We start from the raw sequence: 17,438 nt of genomic DNA, 5'->3' as shown, positions 1-17,438 counted from the left end.
GCCCAAATGCCTAGAGCACCCTGTTGGCCTCGGCTTCATGTCTCCGAACAGATTCCGACGGAACCGCAGATTCAATAATCGCCGTCAAGGGGTTAACATCTGGCGGCGAGCTTTTCAGGTGAAAATGCCTTCTGGTAGTTATTTGTCCCCACACGGGGCACCAAGTATTGGACTTCCTCCTACCTCTTGCCCATCAGCACCCTCTGAAAAAATTCCAGCGTCCGCTGTTCCGCGTCTGTGGCGGCAGAGCGGTTAAAGCCGTGCCCCGCGCCGGGATAGATCACCATTTCAGCGGTTTGCCCAAGGCTGCGGGTCAACTCTACTAGTTCCTTGCCTCTTTCCATGGGCACAACTGTATCCGCATCGCCGTGAAGCTCCAGAAGGGGCGGCATGTGGGTAATGGGGTGCTTGCCGTCAGCCCTGCGCTGGGCGGGAATACCGCCGTAATACACAACCAGCGCCGCGATTCTTGTATCCTTGCTGGCTACGGATGTTCCCAGGTATCCGCCCTGGGAGAAGCCCACAATGCCAATGGGGCGCGCTTTGTGCCCCTGCGCCAGCACGTCTGTCACAACATCACTGATCATCTGCGACCACGCGCCTATGCGTCTGGAAAAATTTGCACGCCGGGTTTCCACTGTTTTGGAACACGCGACATCCTCTTCATTATAATAATTCAGCACATAGGCATCAAAGCCCGCGTGGGCGAGCTGCGTGGCATTGCGTTCATAAAAAGCCCGAAATTTATCCAGTCCCTGGCTGCCGTGCAACACAATGATAGCCGGGTGCGGCCCTTGCCCGGAAGCAAGAAAGGATTTGACCACAACCGGGCCTTGGGATGTCGTTTGCGTGGCTTCGTGAACCTGAATGTCACCCGCAAAGGCGCGGCCAAACCCGCCCAAAAACACAAGCAAAAAACACCAGCAAAAGATTTTCGCGCTCCGCATATTCCCGCCCGTGGGTACTGAGTGAAATTTCGGCAATGTCTCCGGGTACTCGCTTTATGCGGGCAATACAAGATCTCCCGGCGCTCAGGCATATCAGCGGCCCGTTGCGTCAGTTTCGCCGCTGGGGTAATGATACGCCTCTGCGGGGCGCAGATGCAGCGCGTTTTTGCGCACAGCGCTGGCCGCCCGGTTTGCGGATCGCGCAAGGCACGCATCCGCAGGCAGTTGCAACCCAGAGCAGCTACCGCCCCATACAGAATCATATCACAGCGTTGGAGAATATTTTGGCATTTTTGAGCATGCAGGGTGTTACCCTGAACCTCGGCGGCAAGCCGCTACTGGACTCGGCGGATTTTTCGGTTGAAGTGGGCGACAGGCTTTGCCTCGTGGGCCGCAACGGCGCGGGCAAGTCATCGCTGCTGGCGCTGCTCGGCGGGCAGATGCAGCCCAATTCCGGCATGATTATCCGCCCCGGCACGCTCATAGGCCAGATGCCGCAGGATGTGCCTGAACGCTGGCGCGGCACGGTTTTTTCTCTGGTGGCGGAGGTTCTGGGCGAGGAGGGCACGGCCCTTGCCGCCGCCCATGCCGGGGCCGAGCACAGCCTTGAGCTGACCAGCGGCTGGGAGCGCTACGGCGATGTGCTCGCCGTCATCAATCATCTGGGGCTGGATCCCGATGCGGATTTTACCTCCCTCTCCGGCGGCACCAAGCGCCGCGTGGCTCTGGCGCGGGCGCTGATCTGCTCTGAAGACCTCATTCTGGACGAACCCACCAACCATCTGGATATAGCCACCATCACCTGGCTGGAAGATTTTTTGCTGCGCAAGGCCCGCACCCTGATTTTTGTCAGTCATGACCGGGCCTTTGCCAAGCGCCTTGCCACGCGTGTTGTGGAGATCGACCGGGGCAAGTTGCACAACTATTCCTGCGGATTCGACCGTTACCCCGAGCGGCGCGAAGAACGCCTTGCCGCCGAGGAGCGCGCCTTTGCCTTGCAAGACAAAAAACTTGCGCAAGAGGAAGTGTGGATTCGGCAGGGCATCAAAGCCCGCCGCACGCGCAACATGGGCCGTGTGCGAGCGCTTGTGGCTCTGCGGGCCGAGCGCGCCGAGCGACGCGACAGGCAGGGCAATGTCCGTATGGCCGCTCAGGAGGCCGGGCGTTCGGGCAAGCTGGTTATTGAGGCCGAGAATATTTCAGTCGGCTACCCTGGTCAGCCGCCGCTTATCCGCAATTTTTCCACAATCATTCAGCGTGGCGACCGCGTGGGCCTGATCGGCGAAAACGGCACGGGCAAAACATCGCTTATCCGCGTGTTGTTGGGTGAGCAGCAGCCCACTGAAGGCGAGGTGCGGCTCGGCACCAATCTGGAAATCAGCTATTTCGACCAGCTGCGCGAAACGCTCGATCCGGAAGCCAGCGTCATGCACAGCGTTGCCGAGGGCAACGACGTGGTCACGGTGGGCGGCAGTACGCGCCATGTGGCCGGATATCTCCAGGACTTTCTCTTCACGCCCGACCGCCTGCGCCTGCCGGTTAAGGTGCTCTCCGGCGGCGAGCGCAACCGCCTGCTGCTGGCAAAGCTCTTTACCCGGCCATCCAATGTGCTGGTGCTGGACGAACCTACCAACGATCTGGATGCGGAAACCCTTGATCTGCTGGAAGAGCTGATTGCGGATTATTCCGGCACAGTGCTTGTGGTCAGCCATGACCGTAGTTTTTTGGATAATCTTGTCACCAGCGTCATCGCGCTGGAGGGCGACGGAATGGCGCACGAGTATGTTGGCGCGTATACCGACTGGCTGCGCCAGCGCTCGACCCCCGCACAGGAGCGCAAGCCGGAAGAAAAAAGCGCCCGCGCAAATCCGCGCTCTGCCTCGGATAAGCCCCGCAGGCGCAGCTTTAAGGAACAGCGGGAATTTGAACAACTCGGCAAGGAGCTGGAAGCCTTGCCGGAGCGAATGGATGTTCTGGAGCAGGAGCAGAAAACTCTGGAGGCAACCCTTGCCGATCCGGAACTGTTCGCCCGCGATCCGGATGCTTTTGCCAAAACCACAGATCGCCTGGTGGCGCTGGAAACAGAGCAAATCGAGCTGCTGCAGCGCTGGGAATTTGCGGAGCAGCGCCTGCAAGAGCTGGGCGAACTGGCCGGGTAGGGCTACTCCCGCCAGCGTCAGCCGCATGTATGGTGTCACGCCGTGCATGCGGCCTAATACTTTTTTTGAGCTAAACGGCCACGCCCTCATCTGCTTGCACTCTTTCCGGGGTGTAACCTCCACAAGCATGCTTTCGCCATGTGAACACTTCCACCCGGTTATCTGCGACTTTATATCACACAAGATTATTGCTGAGCACGTCTGACATTGAAGTGCGCTTGCTTTTATTTGTTGCTGTAATGGGTAGTTTTTATACTCTTTGTTTTGTTCAGTATAACAATGATCATTTTGCTTAATTCCAAAAAAATTATTTTTTCAACTAATAAAAAATTTAATGCATCCGTTATGTCTCAAACAAGGTTGATGCTGAGGTCAATGCATGTTGCGGTGAATTTCTCGTGATTTATTTTTATTTTATTAAGCAGACTACTCAAGAATGGGTATACACTTTGATATTGATTTAAAAGATAGGCAGCTACCGTATTTCTTTAGTGACAGTTGCATTTAAATTTTTATAATTATATACAAAAGTTATTAATGTTCCCGTTGAGTTGTCTAGCCAGTATTTTTGTCAGAACAGTTTTTGCTTCCTGAAAATCGACAATCGACTACATCAGGGGATCTGTCATGGCTATTGCATCAGGAACAAGCCTCTCATTCCGGTTGTTTTCTTCTGCTGTCGTGCTGATGTGCGGTGGCGCTGCATCTTTCACATACGGCGTTATTTCTAATGCATCGTTTGCAATACACGGTGCATTGTTTTTATTGGCGGCCACGGCTGGTCTTTTTTTAATATGGACGGTCTATAGGCAGCTGATGCTTCCTTTACGCAGCATACGTGATTATGCACGGGATATTGCCGATGGCCGTGCAGCAGCATGCCCCCTTTCTTCCATGCCTTCGGAATACGCCGACCTGCGCGACAGTATTTGCACCATGGTGGCCTCGCTGGATCAGGCGCTCAAGGATGCCCGGCAGAAAGGCGACGAAGCGCATCGGCTCGCGGCAGACAGTGAGCTTGCATTGCAGGAAAGCCGCGCTGCGGAAGAACAGGTACGGCAACTGCTCAATGACATGCGTACCGCTTCGCAAAAAGCGGCTACTGCATCCTCGAGTATCTTTTCCGGTATCCGCGAACTTGGCCAAAACATGGAGAATGTGGACCGCGATGTGGTGCTCCAGCGGGAAAAAATGCAGGATGCCTCGCAAGCCATAGAACAGATTAATTCCGCCATTCAGAGTATAGCGCTCAATACCGTCAAAGCTGCGGATGACGCTGCTTTGGCGCAGCAGGGGGCTGTGTCGGGCGCGCAGGGTGTGCGTTCGGCTGTTCTTTCCATTGATCAGGTTAAAGAGCGTATTCTGCTGCTCAAGGAAACCATGACCAATCTTGGGCAACAGGCCGAGGGCATTGGAACTGTACTTGGGGTTATTTCCGACATCGCAGATCAGACAAACCTGTTGGCGCTGAACGCCGCCATTGAGGCCGCCAGGGCAGGCGAAGCCGGCCGCGGATTCGCCGTTGTCGCCGACGAAGTGAGAAAGCTCGCGGAAAAGACAATGAAGGCCACCAGCGAGGTCGGCGAGTCACTGAGAAATATTCAGGCCAAAGCCCGCGAAAACGTTCAGGCTGTGGATGCCGCCGCGCAAGATATTGTTACAAGCGCCAGCGCCGCAGAACAGGCCGCCGAAGATGTGGACCGGATTGCGGGATTTGTGCAGCAGGCCGCCAACGAAGTTTCTGCCATCGCAACGTCCAGCCAGGCGCAGACCGCAGCGAGTGAAGATGTTCGCAGAGGTGCGGCTGAAGTCAACACAATCGCAAAGGAAACGGCGGAACACGTCAATAATTCCATTCGCGTGCTTGTGGAAATATCCGGTCAGGCAGAAGAGCTGGACGCCATCGTCAGCGCCATGGGACAGGGAAATCTTGGCGGCGTTGTAGATTCCGACCAGCTTATATGCTGGACAAACGATCTTTCTGTGGGTGTTGCAAAGATCGACGAACAGCACAAGGCTCTTGTGGCCCTTATCAATGAGTTGAATTCCGCCATGCGGCAACGCCGGTCAGAAGAGGTGCTCGCAGGCGTGCTGGACAGGCTGAAGCAATACACAGTAAAGCATTTTGCCACGGAAGAAGAATTTTTTGACCGCTATGGTTACGCAGACGCGCCTGCTCACAAAAAAGCGCACCGTGATCTGGTAGAAAAAGTTCTGGCCTTTGAGCAGGAACTCAAAAGTGGTCGAGCCAAGGTCACCATGGAAATCATGCGTTTTTTAAAAGAGTGGCTCGTGGGCCATATTATGGGGACGGATAAACGCTATGGCCCATTTCTGAATGGCAAGGGCGTGCAGTGACAGTAGCCTGAAAGCAATCTCTGATATGTGCAAAAAGAGCCGGAGTATTGTCTGCCCCGGCTTTTTTTGTTTACAGGTACTGGGCGCGTTGTGTGAGTATTCGCGAATTTTTTTTTTCAGTTTTGGGCAGTAACGGCAACACTCTAAAGTTGATAAGTCAGCGTAAAAAGGTAATGTAACAAAGAAATCAGACATCGGAGTGTAAGCAATGCAGATATCAACTGGCGAAATCAACTGGTTTTATACAACAAAAGGGCAGGGGGAACCTCTTCTCTTTTTGCACGGCGGGCTGGATACCTGCGAAAATTACGAAACCCTGCTGGCAGAACTGGCAAAGGATTTCCGCGTTATCGCTGTTGACCGTCGCGGGCACGGCAGAACAGCAGATACGGATGCGCCTTTTGAGTATGCCCTGATGGCGGAGGAGTTGGTTTCTTTCACGCAGGCGCTTGATCTGCCGCCTTTTCACATCGTTGGTTACAGCGATGGGGCGAACCTCGGCTTGCATATGGCAAGCCGCCTGCCGGGCAAGGTAAAGAGCCTCATTGCCATATCCGGCAATTATCTTATTGAAGGTATGTCGGATGGGTGGCTGGAAACTGTTGGTAATCTGTCTGCTGATTTTGTTCGGGAGCATATGCCGGAAGTTGCGCAACAGTATGAGGAACTAAATCCGGCCCCCAAGTTCGAGAGTTTCATCAACAAGACAAAAGAGCTGTGGGAGTGCATGGACATTATAAAGCCTGAGCGTCTGCAAGCCCTTCAAACGCCAACGCTCATTGTGGGCGGCGACCGGGATATCGTTTTACCAGGGCAGCTTGTGGATATGAAAATGTTGATTCCGGATGCCTCCCTACTCATTCTGCCGTATTGCGGGCATTTTGTTTTTCAGGATTTTGCCTGGAGCAGTACAGCGGCCTCAGCCGTGAACATATTCAAAGATTTTTTGACAACACGCTTCAGCGCGCATAATGCGGATTTTTTCTGATGCATCGCATCCCGGTATAGAGCATGATTCCATTGAATCACCAGCTTTTTCTTGCGCTTAACGCCAGCGATGCGGCCTCTCCCTTAGCCGTATGGGCAGGGGGCGTGCTGGCAGAGTGCCCCATAGGTATCGCTGTGGTGTTGACCCTGCTGGCTGTAGTGCGGCAAAAGCCTCGCAGTTTTGCCATTGCTCTGGCTTTACGCGTGGTTTTGACCGTGGCGGTGTCCATGGGTTCAGCCTGCCTGATCCGAATGTTTCATTATAATCCCCGGCCTTTTGTGCTGGGGCTTGGGCGAATGCTGATTGCCCACGAACCCACATCGTCTTTTCCCAGTTTACACGTCACCTTTTTGTTTTCGATGGCGTTTGCCCTGCTCCTGCAAACTGGCTCGCGTGGCATTGCACTGTTTGTCATGCTGCTGGGGTTCGCTACTGCCTGGGCCAGAATTTTTGTGGGCGTGCATTATCCGCTGGATATGGCGGGGGCATTTTTGACAGCTTGCCTTGCCGCCGTGGCGGTAAAGCTTTGCTTTCACAAAGCCAGGGCTGGGCAGTAAAAAATCAGTGGCGCAAGAGGGTAGGGCTTTTCTGCGGGGCATGCTGCTGATTGTTCCAGCACCATAAAAAAGGCGGGTTTTCCCGCCTTTTTTATGGTGCGCAAGCTGCGGGCCATTGCTCCGTCGCTAAACAGCCTTGTGATTTTCTTCGTCCAGAATCAGGTATTGATCGTTGGCTTTTAACACCACCGCGCGCGAACGGGCATTGTGCTTGGCGTGGTACAGGGATTTGTCTGCCCGGTCAAAAAGCTGCTCTGCCGTTTGAATTTGCGGCGTTTTGGCATCCAGCACTGCAATGCCGGCGCTGACTGTAATGTGCAGGTTGTTTTTTTCAACATTGCCTTCCGTATCGCGGATGAGCAGGTTGAAATTTTTGATGGCCTTGCAAAAGCGGCTGATGATTTCGGGCAGCAGGTGCGCGCTGGCCCCGGAGGCAACAAGGGCAAATTCATCGCCGCCAAAGCGCGCTGCAAGGGCATCCGTCTCTGTATCAATTTCTTCGCGCGCCCTGCGGAGGTGCGAGCCAACAACCTTAAGCACCTGATCGCCGATAAGGTGACCATAGGTGTCGTTAAAGGTTTTGAAGTGGTCGATATCAAAAAGGGCCAGGGCAAAGGGTTGCCCTTCTTCGTGCCATCGGGCTGTGGAGTTTTTTATAAAAAGATCAAGGCTCAGGCGGTTGGCAACCTGAGTCAGGGGGTCAATAAAGGCGAGATTTTCAAGGTTGCAGATGTCTTCCTCAAAAAGCACCTTGACCCGGCGAAAGGCTGATTGCAGCTTTTCAAGCATGACGGTGCCATCGCCGTTCTCTGCCACAATGGAAAGACTTTCTTTTTCAAGGTGGGCAATATCACCGTAGCGCGAAGACAACTTGCTGAAAAACTGGTCTATGATGGAGGACGTTTCGTGAACCATGCTGTCGAGCTGAGTCACAATTGGCTTGCTGAATATTTCGCTGCATTTGCGGATCGTCGAAACAAGCTGTTCATCAGAGTAGTGCCTGTTTTTCAACAGCTCTTCCATCTGTGCGAGAATGGCAATCTTTTGTTCTTCGTCAAGAAAATGATAGTCCTTCATTTCCCTGAAAAAAAGCAGCAGGGAGCGCCAGCGCGTTTCCGGTGGAACGCCTGCTTTATCAAACATTTCAAATAGTTTGAGATATGTGTTTTTGCAGTGAACAGAAGACTCTTTGGATTTCACCATGGCGCTTGTTTCGCAGTGCAGTAAAATATGGATAAAATTTGAGCGGATGCTTTTTTAAAATTTTGTGAAGACTAGCTTCTCTGGATAAGCCTGTCAAAGAGGATAATAATCAATTTTCCAAAACAGCCTTGCCGTCTTATGCCCGCTGTATCGGTGGTGTTTTCGGCTGACCGCATCTCGGCGCAAAAAGCGGCGACACCAAGATGCCGCCGCTTTTTGCGTAATGCTGCTATCCGCCTCCCTGGTCAAGGCAAGGCTGCGTTATCTAGGGTTTGCCGTAAGCACCGGGCAGGCGCGGCTGCGGTGCCGCAGCTTGCGGGGCGGCCTGGTCAAAAGACTGCACATGCGCGCGCTGGGCGTCGGCCATCTGGCTGGGTGCCTCTGCAGCAGGAGCCGCAGGGCGCATGGCACTACGGCCATAGGCCGCTTGCGCATGGGAGCGCGGCACTGCAGTGACTGTTGACGGTATGATAGGCTGCGGTGATCTGGTCATTGTCCCCATGGGTTGCAGGCGGGTGGCAATATCGGTGCTCGCCTGACGGGCCTCGGGGGTTTCAATAATCTGGGCATAGGCGCCACGCAGGCCTGAAAGGATGGATTCCACACTGTTGAGTGAATCCATATCCATTTTCAGGTTGGCGCGCAGCAATCGGGCCGTGCAGAGCAGGTACAGGTTGTTCAGGTTCACAGCTAGGCTGCCGCCCTTGTCCATGTTCAAAGAAGCGGAAAGCTCATTGATTATGTCGATGACCTTGGAGATAAGGATGCCCTTTCCCGCGTAGTCATTGGCCATCATTTTTGTGCGTGCCTGCTGTATGAATGTGAGCGCGCCGTCATAGAGCATGAGCAAAAGTTGCCCCTGATCCGTGGTGCCGACCTTGGTCTGAAAATATGCTTGCGCCGCTTTGTTCATAGTGTGTCCTTATGGCGGTGTTCTTTGGCTGGCCTTATTGCTGTTTCATGCTGGCTAGGAACTGCTCGAACCAGAAAGCTGTTTGATCTGTGACGTGAGTTGGTCTTTCTGGGTATTGTATTGTTTGAGCAGGGTTTCAAGATTGGCAAAATATTTTTTTTGCCGGGCTTCCCACTGGTCGAGCCGATTTTGTTCCTGAGTAATCTTTTTGTCGATATTTTCCATGATGCTCTGATAGTTGTTTTTCAGAACCATCAAGGCGCCATTCTTCGATTTAAGCGCAATGGCTGCGGACGTCTGCTCTGCGGTGCCAGTGCCCGAGACGTTGACAGCCGTATAGGTCAATTCACCCTTGAGGAAGGTGCTGACCGTCTGAATCAGCCCTTCCTTGATGCGTACCTGCCCCGTGTGGTTGCCGGGGGTAAGGTTGTCTATCTGGAGCGAGAGGCCTCGCGCATCACCGGAGGCAACGCTGTAGTAATAGCCCGGCTTGCTTGTGTCGCGCGTTGCGGCCACGCCGCCAACCGTGACATTGGTAATATTGCCGCCAGCATCAACCGAGTAGTTCACATCATAGGAACCACCCTTGGTGATACCCGCAATGTGGCTGCCATAGCGAAAATCAGAGCTGGTAGTCGTGCCGGTGCCGCTGGAACAGAAAAAATCCACAACATCCGAAAGGTTGCTGTTGATCATTTTCTCATAATTGCTCTTGTCCATTTTCTGCAGCTCGGCAATGCCGGACGCAGGCGCAATTACCAAAAGCCCGTAGTTGGAACTCGACTGGTCGGTTTCAACCTTGATGCCCATGTTGGCGAGGTTGGCAAGCACATCGCCCGACAGCACATCAGAGGCAGACGTCCGGCTGGCAAAACCAGGGGGCGCGCTGTTGACCAACGAAGTGAAGCGAGATTTGAACAGCTGTATGCCATAGTTGCCCTGCAACAGGCCGCCTTTTTCTGCGGTCAGTTGCGAGGGGCTGTAGTTTTTGCTGCTCGCATTTTTGGGATCGTTGGTGGTGACGTCCTTGTTCGGGTCAAATTTAGTGCTATCATTGATGGTCATCAAGATAGAGTTCACGGAATCAAGAAACGTCTGAATGGATTTTTCCACCGAGGTGATGTCTGTATTGACCGTAATGGCTGCGCTGCCTTTGTCCTGGATGGTAAAGACCACGCCCTCGATCACGTTGCTCACGCTGTTGGTGTCGGATTCCATGGTCAGGGGCCAGTTGTCCACCGTAAATTTGGCATTGGCCGCGCCACGGATATTCCAGTTGGAGGACGAGGTCACCTGGCCGGTAATGCCCGGCCCGCTGAGCGAATCAATATTGTTGAGCTTGAGGAAATAACTGCCGGTTGTGGGCAGGGTGCCTGTTTGCAGGTCAATGGTTGTGGCTCCGTCCGCGCTTACCAGGGAGCCAGACAGCCCTTTGAGTTTGATGGCGGCGATCACGTCCGCCATCTTGGAGCCGCCAGGAACTGAAAATGTCTTGGGCGTGGAGCTGTTATTCTCGGTATAGGTATAGACTAGGGGCGGGGGCGTCTCCAGCGTGGTGCCTGCGGCCATGTTGGTAACTGTGGCCGTGGAGTCTGTCTTGACGGTGATCCCGTCCATGCCGCCACCCGTGCCGCCTGCACTCAGGTAGACTTTTTCCGTATTCGCAAACGTTACGGTTTTGCCATCTCCACTTAATGTACTGCCGCTTAAAGTCTGAAGCTTGGTCAGCAGATCCTGATAGGTCTTATCCTGCGCAATGGTCAGGGTTTGCGTGCCGCCATTGTCGTCAACAAAGGTATAGGTAAAGTTTTTTGTGCCGTCAGCGCTTGTGCCGCCAAGCTTTTGCGAGAGCTTTGCGCTGTCAAAGGTAATGGCGGTGCTGGCGGTAAAACTCTGCGAGCCGGAATCGCCTATCACCTTGATGCCAAGCTTGGTTTGATCCGCAATGACGGTTGAGGTCAGCTTGCCAGAATCGCTGGCGCTGTCAGCAAAGCTGAGGGTTGCACCGTTCACGTTGGAGAGGTTCAACTCCCAGCCGCCCGTGGTGCTGTTGTATGTCATTTCAGCCGTGCTGGCGCCGGAAGCCTGGGCAATCTGCAATGCGGCATCCTTCATGGTGGTGCCGGCGGCAATGGTCAGGGTGCGTGTGCCCGTGGTCACGCCGTCATGGATGTTCAGATCAACAGTCAGGGCACCCGTAAGCTTGGTTGTTGTGGGCGCTGCGCCCATGGAAAATTTTGTGACCGGGGTGCTGAACGTTGTCTGCGTGCTGGTGTCGCGCCGGTACATGGCCTTGACGTCTGCAAGCTGCAAATTGCCGGAGCCGTCAATGCTGGCAATGCTGCGCCCCACCTGCGCATTGATGGCGGTTACAAGATCCTGCTTGGTCTTGTCGCCGTTGATATTGACCGAAAATGTGTTGCCGTCCTCCATGATGAGGTCGTAGGCAAATTTTGTTGGATTGGTGAGCGTGCTGCTCACATCCAGCACACTGTTGGTCGACCATGTGGAGGATGCGCCAGATGCGCTCATGCCCACAAGGCCGGAACTGTGAATGACCAGATCGTTGGCCGCGCCTGTGCTCTTGCCGGCAACCTGAAAAACATAGCCGGAACTGGCCTGAACAATGCTGACCTTGATGCCGGGGTTGTCGGAAGAATTGTTGACCATGCTCACAAAGGAATCGAGCGTGGTATTGGCCGGAACGGCCATGCTGTATTCCTTGCCGGCATAGCGGTATGAAAATGTCTGCGATGTACTGGATGTATTGACGATGTCCGTCTTGCTGCTAAAAATATGTCCGGTGTTTGCCCAGATGGCGTTGCTCGCCACCTGACTGACATTGATGGTATGCTGGACATCGTCCGCTGCGGCGCTGGCAACAGCAGAAATGACATTGCTGTTGCTGCTGGTTACGTTCTTGGTAACAAAGCTGTTCTTGTTGGCAAGAGTTGCAAGCACATTGCTGGCGGTGCTGACCTGCCCGATAACTTTGTCAAAGGCATCATAGCGCAGTTTCCAGTCGCTTTTCCACGCGGTAAGCTGATTGAGTTGCGTGGACTCAACCTTTTTAAGGTTCGCGAGAACCGTGTCAAAGTCAGTATCCGAACCGCTGAGGTTGGATATGGCGTTGGAACCGGATATGGTAGTAGCCATAGGTGCCTCACAAGAAAGATGTGCCGTTCCCGGTGCGGGCATGCGCAAACCTGGGGAACCGCCATCCGTCATGTCTGCAAAAGGCGGCAATACATGCCGGAGACATGACGGACACTCAAAATTTTGCAAGATACGTGCAAATTGGTGGTTACGGTGGAGCGAGTGTGCGCAATGCCAGAAATGCTGAAAAAAATCAGCGGATAGCGCGAGTGCCCGACATGTCCGTATTTTCCCGCTTACGCTCGCGGAGCGAACAGAGCGCTCCGGGCTGCCGAAAAGGCAGTTTTTGCCTCCACGCAAAATTGCCGAGGGTCTTGCACCTCAGTTATTTTAACGGAGCAAAGGGGAAAAAGTTTAGAGACTGGCGGCGTGTGGAAATTGAGCATATCCGGTTGGCGGTTACCCTGGCTGGCATAAAAATGACGGTCTGTTTCCCCGGATCCATGGGGCATTTTGCGGATATGCGGGCGCAGCACGCTGTCTTGCAGGGCCGGAGTAAAAGAGAAGCGGCGGGTTGCCCCGCCTGCTCCTGATTTTTAGCTTTGTAGCCATGTGATATTTGCGGCCCGTTTGTCCCGTCCGCACCATTGGGGCGTGCTGCGCCTTAGTGCATAAATTCGGCCCAGCGGGTCAGCAGGGCGCGCAGGGCATTGCCCCGGTGGCTGCGGGCGTTTTTTTCGTCCCGCGTCAGCTCTGCGCCGGATTTATCCGCCGACGGATCAAAAAAAATAGGGTCGTAGCCAAAACCGTTGTCCCCGTGCGGGCTTTCCAGCAGGGTGCCTTCCCATGTGCCGCGCACCACCATTTCATTGCCATTGGGCTTGGCGGCGGCCATACAGCTGACAAAGCGGCAGCCGCGTTTTTCAGCGGGCACTGCGGCCATTGCGTGCAGCAGCTTGCGGATGTTGCGTGCATCGCGGCTTTCGCCGGGCAGGCTCTCCCAGTCATCCGAATAGCGGGCAGAGTACACGCCCGGTGCGCCGTCCAGGGCATCCACTTCCAGGCCGGAATCATCGGCAACGCTCACAAGGCCGGTCAGGGCAGCCACGGCCCTGGCTTTGATGAGAGCGTTTTCTTCAAATGTGGTGCCGGTTTCTTCGATGTCGCCAATTTCAGGAAAGGACGAAAGCCCCAGAACTTCCACGCCGAATTCGGTCAGCGGGTCGGCCAGTTCGCGAACCTTGCCCGCATTTTGCGTGGCCAGAACGATACGAAGTGTCTTGCTGTGCGCCATGTCTGCATCCTTATATGGGTTTGGGCAAAGAACATATCCGCAGGCGGGTCGCAGGTAAAGAGCGTTTGGCAAAACACTTGAATAGTTTAAATATATAGTTATTATAGATTGTTATGCGAATGACCCACAGCGTGTGCTTTTCTTTTACATCTTGCGGGAGTATAGTTTCCACCCATCATTCATCAGAGAGGAAATGAGCATGAAACTCATGGAAATATTCGACGTCCCCACTCAGGAAACCCACATCCCCGTTCCCTATGTTATTGCCGAGGCTGGCGTGAACCACGAGGGCAGCATGGACATTGCCCGCCGTCTGGTTGACGAGGCCGCCGAGGGCGGGGCCAATGCCATCAAGTTCCAGACCTACAAGGCAGGAACCCTGGCCTCCAAGGATTCCCCTGCCTACTGGGATACCTCCAAGGAACCCACTTCCAGCCAGTACGAGCTCTTCAAAAAGCACGATTCTTTCTGGAAGAACGAATTTGAAGCCCTCAAAAAATATTGCGACGCTGCGGGCATTGCCTTCATGTCCACGCCTTTTGATGTGGAGTCGGCGCATTTTCTCAACGACCTCATGGACGTGTTCAAGATTTCCTCGTCCGACATCACCAACAAGCCCTTTATCCGCATTCTCTGCGGTTTCAAAAAGCCCATTATCCTCTCCACCGGCGCGGCGCATCTGCACGAAATTGCAGAAGCCGTGGAATGGATTGAAGAAAAGGGCAACAAGCTGGCCCTGCTGCACTGCGTGCTCAACTACCCCACTGCGGATGAAAACGCGGCTCTGGGCATGATTCCCGCGCTCAAGCGGCATTTCCCCCAGCATGTCATCGGCTATTCCGACCACACCCTGCCCAACGACATGCATATTCTTGAAACCGCCACCTTGCTGGGCGCGCGCATTCTCGAAAAGCACTTTTCGCACGACAAAACCTTGCCCGGCAATGACCACTATCATGCCATGGACAAGGAAGACCTCAAGCATTTTTACAAGCGCCTCAACGCCACGCTGACCAGCGTGGGCGGCATGGAGCTGCGCGCCCTGCCGGAAGAAGAACCCGCCCGTCAGCATGCCCGCCGCTCCCTGGTGACGGCGCGGGCCTTGCCTGCCGGTCAGCCCCTGACCGCTGCCGATCTTACCTGGAAGCGCCCCGCGCACGGCATCTCCCCCCGTAATTACGACGAGGTGCTCGGTATGCGCGCCCGCCGCGATCTGCCGGAAGATACCGTGCTTTCCTGGGCCGATCTTGACAGGGCCTGATTATGAGCAACGGGCGCATAACCCTTGTTCTTGGGCGCATGCCCCACAAGGCCGACCCTGCGGTTTTTCGCGCGGCCGGGCCTTGGTGTTTTGCCGAGCAGGAAGAATTTTTTCCCGACTGGGATAAAAAATTCACCTTTGCTCCTGAGCCGCTGGTCGAGATTCCCTTGCAGGAGCGGGCCTGTCAGGAGGTAAAGGCTCTCTGCGCCGACATGCTGCCTCATGTTGCCGAGCGTATGTGCCCGCATGCCCGCAATTTGCCGCCTGCCTATTGGGAGACGCTGCTCACGCCGTGGGCAATGAATGTTTCCAAGCAGGTTGTGGAGCGCTGGTGGCGGGTCAAGGCCATGGTGCAGGCCTGGGGGCAGGAGCCGCTGCATGTGCCGCTGCTGCCGAGGGACTGTTCGTTCAGCTTTGCCACCGGACCGGATTTTGTGATGCACGGGGCGCTGGGGCACACCTACAACCATTGGCTGTTCTCGCGCCTGCTGGAAGAGGTTTTTCCCGCTGCTTGGAGCATGGAATATCTGCCTGCGGTGCAAAAAAAGTATGGCGAGCCGGAAAAACTCTCCGGTAAGGAGCAGGTGCGTGAGGTGCTGCGCAAGCTGATGCTGCGCCTGCCTTGCCCCCGGCTCAAGGGCATGAGCATTGCCCAGACCTTGCGGTTTTCGCTGGCCTTGCTGCACCGCAGCCATGGGCCGGACAAGTCGCGCCCGCAGGCGGAGTACAGCAGCACCGCCACCGGTATTGCGGTGGATCTGCCAGAAAATTTCGCCGGTACGCTGGTGACGCTTTTCATGACTTCTTTGCCGCAATTGCTGGCAAGCCACAAGCATCCGGCCCGTCTTACGCCTGATCCGCTGGGGCCGCGCCTGCGTGTTGCCAGCGTGCTGTCCTATGAAGATGCGGATTACCGCCAAACACTCGCCAAGTGGCGGGGGCGCGGCAACCGCCTCATGTATGTGCAGCACGGCAGCGACTACGGGCAGGTGCGTTGCGTGTCGGATGTGGAGATGGTGGAATACAGCCAGCATGCCTTTGGCACCTGGGGCTGGAAGCAGCATCAGGGCAGTGCGGGCAACTTTATTCCCCTGCCGTATCCGCAGCTTGATGGCCTTGAAGGGCGCTGGCAGGGGCAGAAGGGCGAAAACCTGCTGTATGTAGGCACTGAAATGCCCGCCTTTCCCTATCGGCTTGACGCGCATCCGTCGCCCTTGCAGATAGTGGAATACCGCAAGGACAAAAGTCGATTTTTTGAAGCTCTGGGGCGCGATGTGCAGGCCTGTTCGCTGTACCGCCCCTATTTCCCGGTTCCCGGCTCCCTGCGCGATGCGGATTGGGTGCTGGAGCGTTTCCCCGCAGTGCGAATGGCCACGGGCATGTTGTCAAACCATCTCTATGCCTGCCGTTTGCTGGTGCTGGACCACAACGGCACAACATTGCTGGAATCGCTGGTTGCCAATATCCCCATGGTGCTGTTCTGGCGGCGCGAGGCCTGGGCGCTGACAAGCGATGCCACGGCCCTGCTGGACATGCTGGCCGAAGCCGGTATATGGCACGAAACACCCCAGAAGGCCGCCGCCAAGGCCGCCGAGGTCTGGAGTGATCCGCTGGCATGGTGGATGAGCGATAAGGTGCAGCAGGCACGCAAGGCGTACTGCGCGCAGCAGGCCCTGACCGTTCCGGGCGGTCCTAACCCTTACTGGCTGAAAATGCTGAAGAGTCTGTAACACATGCAAGTTCGTGTTTTTTCGTTGTCGCTGTTGGTGGCCGCAGTATTCTGTTCTGTTCTGCTCATGGGCGGCACTGCTCTGGCTGATGACGCCTCGACCCTGCGCGAAGCTCAGGCCGCGCTGGACAAGGCCGATTACGATCAGGCCGTGCGCGTGCTCAAGCCGCTGGTGGACAGCGGCAATGCCGAAGCCCTCTACGTTATGGGCCGCCTGATCCTTGAAGGCAAGGGCGTGAAGAAAAACAATACGCGCGCTGCGGAATTTTTCCGTCTGGCGGCGGAGAAGGGCGATGTCAGCGCCATGAATTCGTGGGCCACGTCCCTGGTTACCGGGGATGGCGTTCCCCGCAATTACCACGAGGCCGCCCGCTGGTTCCGCAAGGCCGCCGATCAGGGCCTTGCCATGGCCCAGTACAATCTTGGCTACCTTTATGCCTATGGCAAGGGCGTGCCCAAGGATGAAGCCGCCGCCATTGACTGGTACACCCGTGCCGCCAATCAGGGGCTGGCTTCGGCCCAGTATTCCCTTGGCTGGACGTATATGAACGGCAAGGGCGAAAACCAGAGCGACACCAAGGCGGCCCACTGGTTTGAAAAGGCCGCGGAGCAGGATCACGCCAAGGCCCAGAACAATCTGGCCTACATGTACGCCGAAGGGCGCGGCTATGCCCAGGATCCCGCCAAGGCCGTGCAGTGGTATACCCGCGCGGCGGAGCAGGGCTATGCGGAAGCGCAGTACAACCTCGGCTATATGTATGAGCAGGGGCGCGGCGCGGCGCAGGATTATACCCAGGCTGTGGACTGGTACCGCAAGGCTGCGGAGCAGAACGAAGCTGCCGCCCAGTACAGCCTTGGCCTCATGTACGAACAGGGTACGGGCGTTCCCCGCAACCTGACCGAAGCCAGCCGCTGGTATCAGCTTGCCGCCAA

13 protein-coding genes are annotated in these 17,438 nt (G+C 55.5%); 7 read left to right on the top strand and 6 right to left on the bottom strand.

Annotation, left to right across the window (positions count from 1 at the left end):
* Positions 1-179 precede the first annotated feature (179 nt).
* On the bottom strand, positions 180-947 hold the full coding sequence (locus tag VEZ52_RS12150; protein WP_324837049.1) for a dienelactone hydrolase family protein: 768 nt from the start codon (positions 945-947) through the stop codon (positions 180-182).
* 284 nt (positions 948-1,231) lie between these two features.
* Here VEZ52_RS12150 and VEZ52_RS12145 point away from each other — a divergent pair, with 284 nt between their 5' ends.
* A complete protein-coding gene (locus VEZ52_RS12145; protein WP_324837048.1) occupies positions 1,232-3,106 on the top strand; it encodes an ATP-binding cassette domain-containing protein in 1,875 nt (624 codons plus the stop codon).
* Positions 3,107-3,714: 608 nt separating this feature from the next.
* Here the strand turns inward: VEZ52_RS12145 and VEZ52_RS12140 are convergent.
* Entirely contained in the window at positions 3,715-3,882 is a 168-nt protein-coding gene (locus VEZ52_RS12140) for a hypothetical protein (RefSeq protein ID WP_324837047.1), read from the bottom strand.
* 40 nt (positions 3,883-3,922) lie between these two features.
* On the opposite strand from VEZ52_RS12140, the gene VEZ52_RS12135 reads away from it, so the two are divergent.
* From VEZ52_RS12135 to VEZ52_RS12125, 3 genes are all read left to right on the top strand, one after another.
* Positions 3,923-5,464, top strand: coding sequence for a bacteriohemerythrin (locus VEZ52_RS12135; protein WP_324837046.1), 1,542 nt, complete (start codon positions 3,923-3,925; stop codon positions 5,462-5,464).
* A gap of 208 nt (positions 5,465-5,672) precedes the next feature.
* The gene (locus VEZ52_RS12130; RefSeq protein WP_324837045.1) at positions 5,673-6,452 is read left to right on the top strand and encodes an alpha/beta hydrolase; all 780 of its coding nucleotides are present in this window, start codon (positions 5,673-5,675) and stop codon (positions 6,450-6,452) included.
* Between the two features lie 23 nt (positions 6,453-6,475).
* The gene (locus tag VEZ52_RS12125) at positions 6,476-7,009 is read left to right on the top strand and encodes a phosphatase PAP2 family protein (RefSeq protein ID WP_324837044.1); all 534 of its coding nucleotides are present in this window, start codon (positions 6,476-6,478) and stop codon (positions 7,007-7,009) included.
* Positions 7,010-7,135: 126 nt separating this feature from the next.
* Here VEZ52_RS12125 and VEZ52_RS12120 read toward each other — a convergent pair whose 3' ends face one another.
* The 4 genes from VEZ52_RS12120 to rdgB all read right to left on the bottom strand — a co-directional run bounded on the left by VEZ52_RS12120 (position 7,136) and on the right by rdgB (position 13,515).
* The gene (locus VEZ52_RS12120; protein ID WP_324837043.1) at positions 7,136-8,152 is read right to left on the bottom strand and encodes a GGDEF domain-containing protein; all 1,017 of its coding nucleotides are present in this window, start codon (positions 8,150-8,152) and stop codon (positions 7,136-7,138) included.
* A 325-nt stretch (positions 8,153-8,477) separates the two neighbouring features.
* Positions 8,478-9,125 (bottom strand): flagellar export chaperone FliS, encoded by a 648-nt coding sequence (gene fliS, locus VEZ52_RS12115; RefSeq protein ID WP_324837042.1) that lies wholly within the window; start codon positions 9,123-9,125, stop codon positions 8,478-8,480.
* Positions 9,126-9,179: 54 nt separating this feature from the next.
* Positions 9,180-12,281: a flagellar filament capping protein FliD gene (gene fliD, locus VEZ52_RS12110; protein ID WP_324837041.1), complete on the bottom strand. Its 3,102-nt coding sequence runs from the start codon at positions 12,279-12,281 to the stop codon at positions 9,180-9,182.
* A 604-nt stretch (positions 12,282-12,885) separates the two neighbouring features.
* Entirely contained in the window at positions 12,886-13,515 is a 630-nt protein-coding gene (rdgB, locus tag VEZ52_RS12105; RefSeq protein WP_324837040.1) for an RdgB/HAM1 family non-canonical purine NTP pyrophosphatase, read from the bottom strand.
* 199 nt (positions 13,516-13,714) lie between these two features.
* On the opposite strand from rdgB, the gene VEZ52_RS12100 reads away from it, so the two are divergent.
* The 3 genes from VEZ52_RS12100 to VEZ52_RS12090 form a co-directional block, all read left to right on the top strand.
* On the top strand, positions 13,715-14,776 hold the full coding sequence (locus VEZ52_RS12100) for an N-acetylneuraminate synthase family protein (RefSeq protein WP_324837039.1): 1,062 nt from the start codon (positions 13,715-13,717) through the stop codon (positions 14,774-14,776).
* Positions 14,777-14,778: 2 nt separating this feature from the next.
* The gene (locus VEZ52_RS12095; RefSeq protein WP_324837038.1) at positions 14,779-16,506 is read left to right on the top strand and encodes an LIC12162 family transferase; all 1,728 of its coding nucleotides are present in this window, start codon (positions 14,779-14,781) and stop codon (positions 16,504-16,506) included.
* A gap of 3 nt (positions 16,507-16,509) precedes the next feature.
* Positions 16,510-17,438 (top strand): SEL1-like repeat protein (locus tag VEZ52_RS12090; RefSeq protein ID WP_324837037.1); only part of this gene is annotated, 929 nt, incomplete at its 3' end.

The organism is Desulfovibrio sp. (genome assembly GCF_035644575.1).
Taxonomy (GTDB): Bacteria; Desulfobacterota; Desulfovibrionia; order Desulfovibrionales; family Desulfovibrionaceae; genus Desulfovibrio.
The sequence above is the reverse complement of the archived record's forward strand: the minus strand, read 5'-3'. Positions and strand labels throughout refer to the sequence as shown.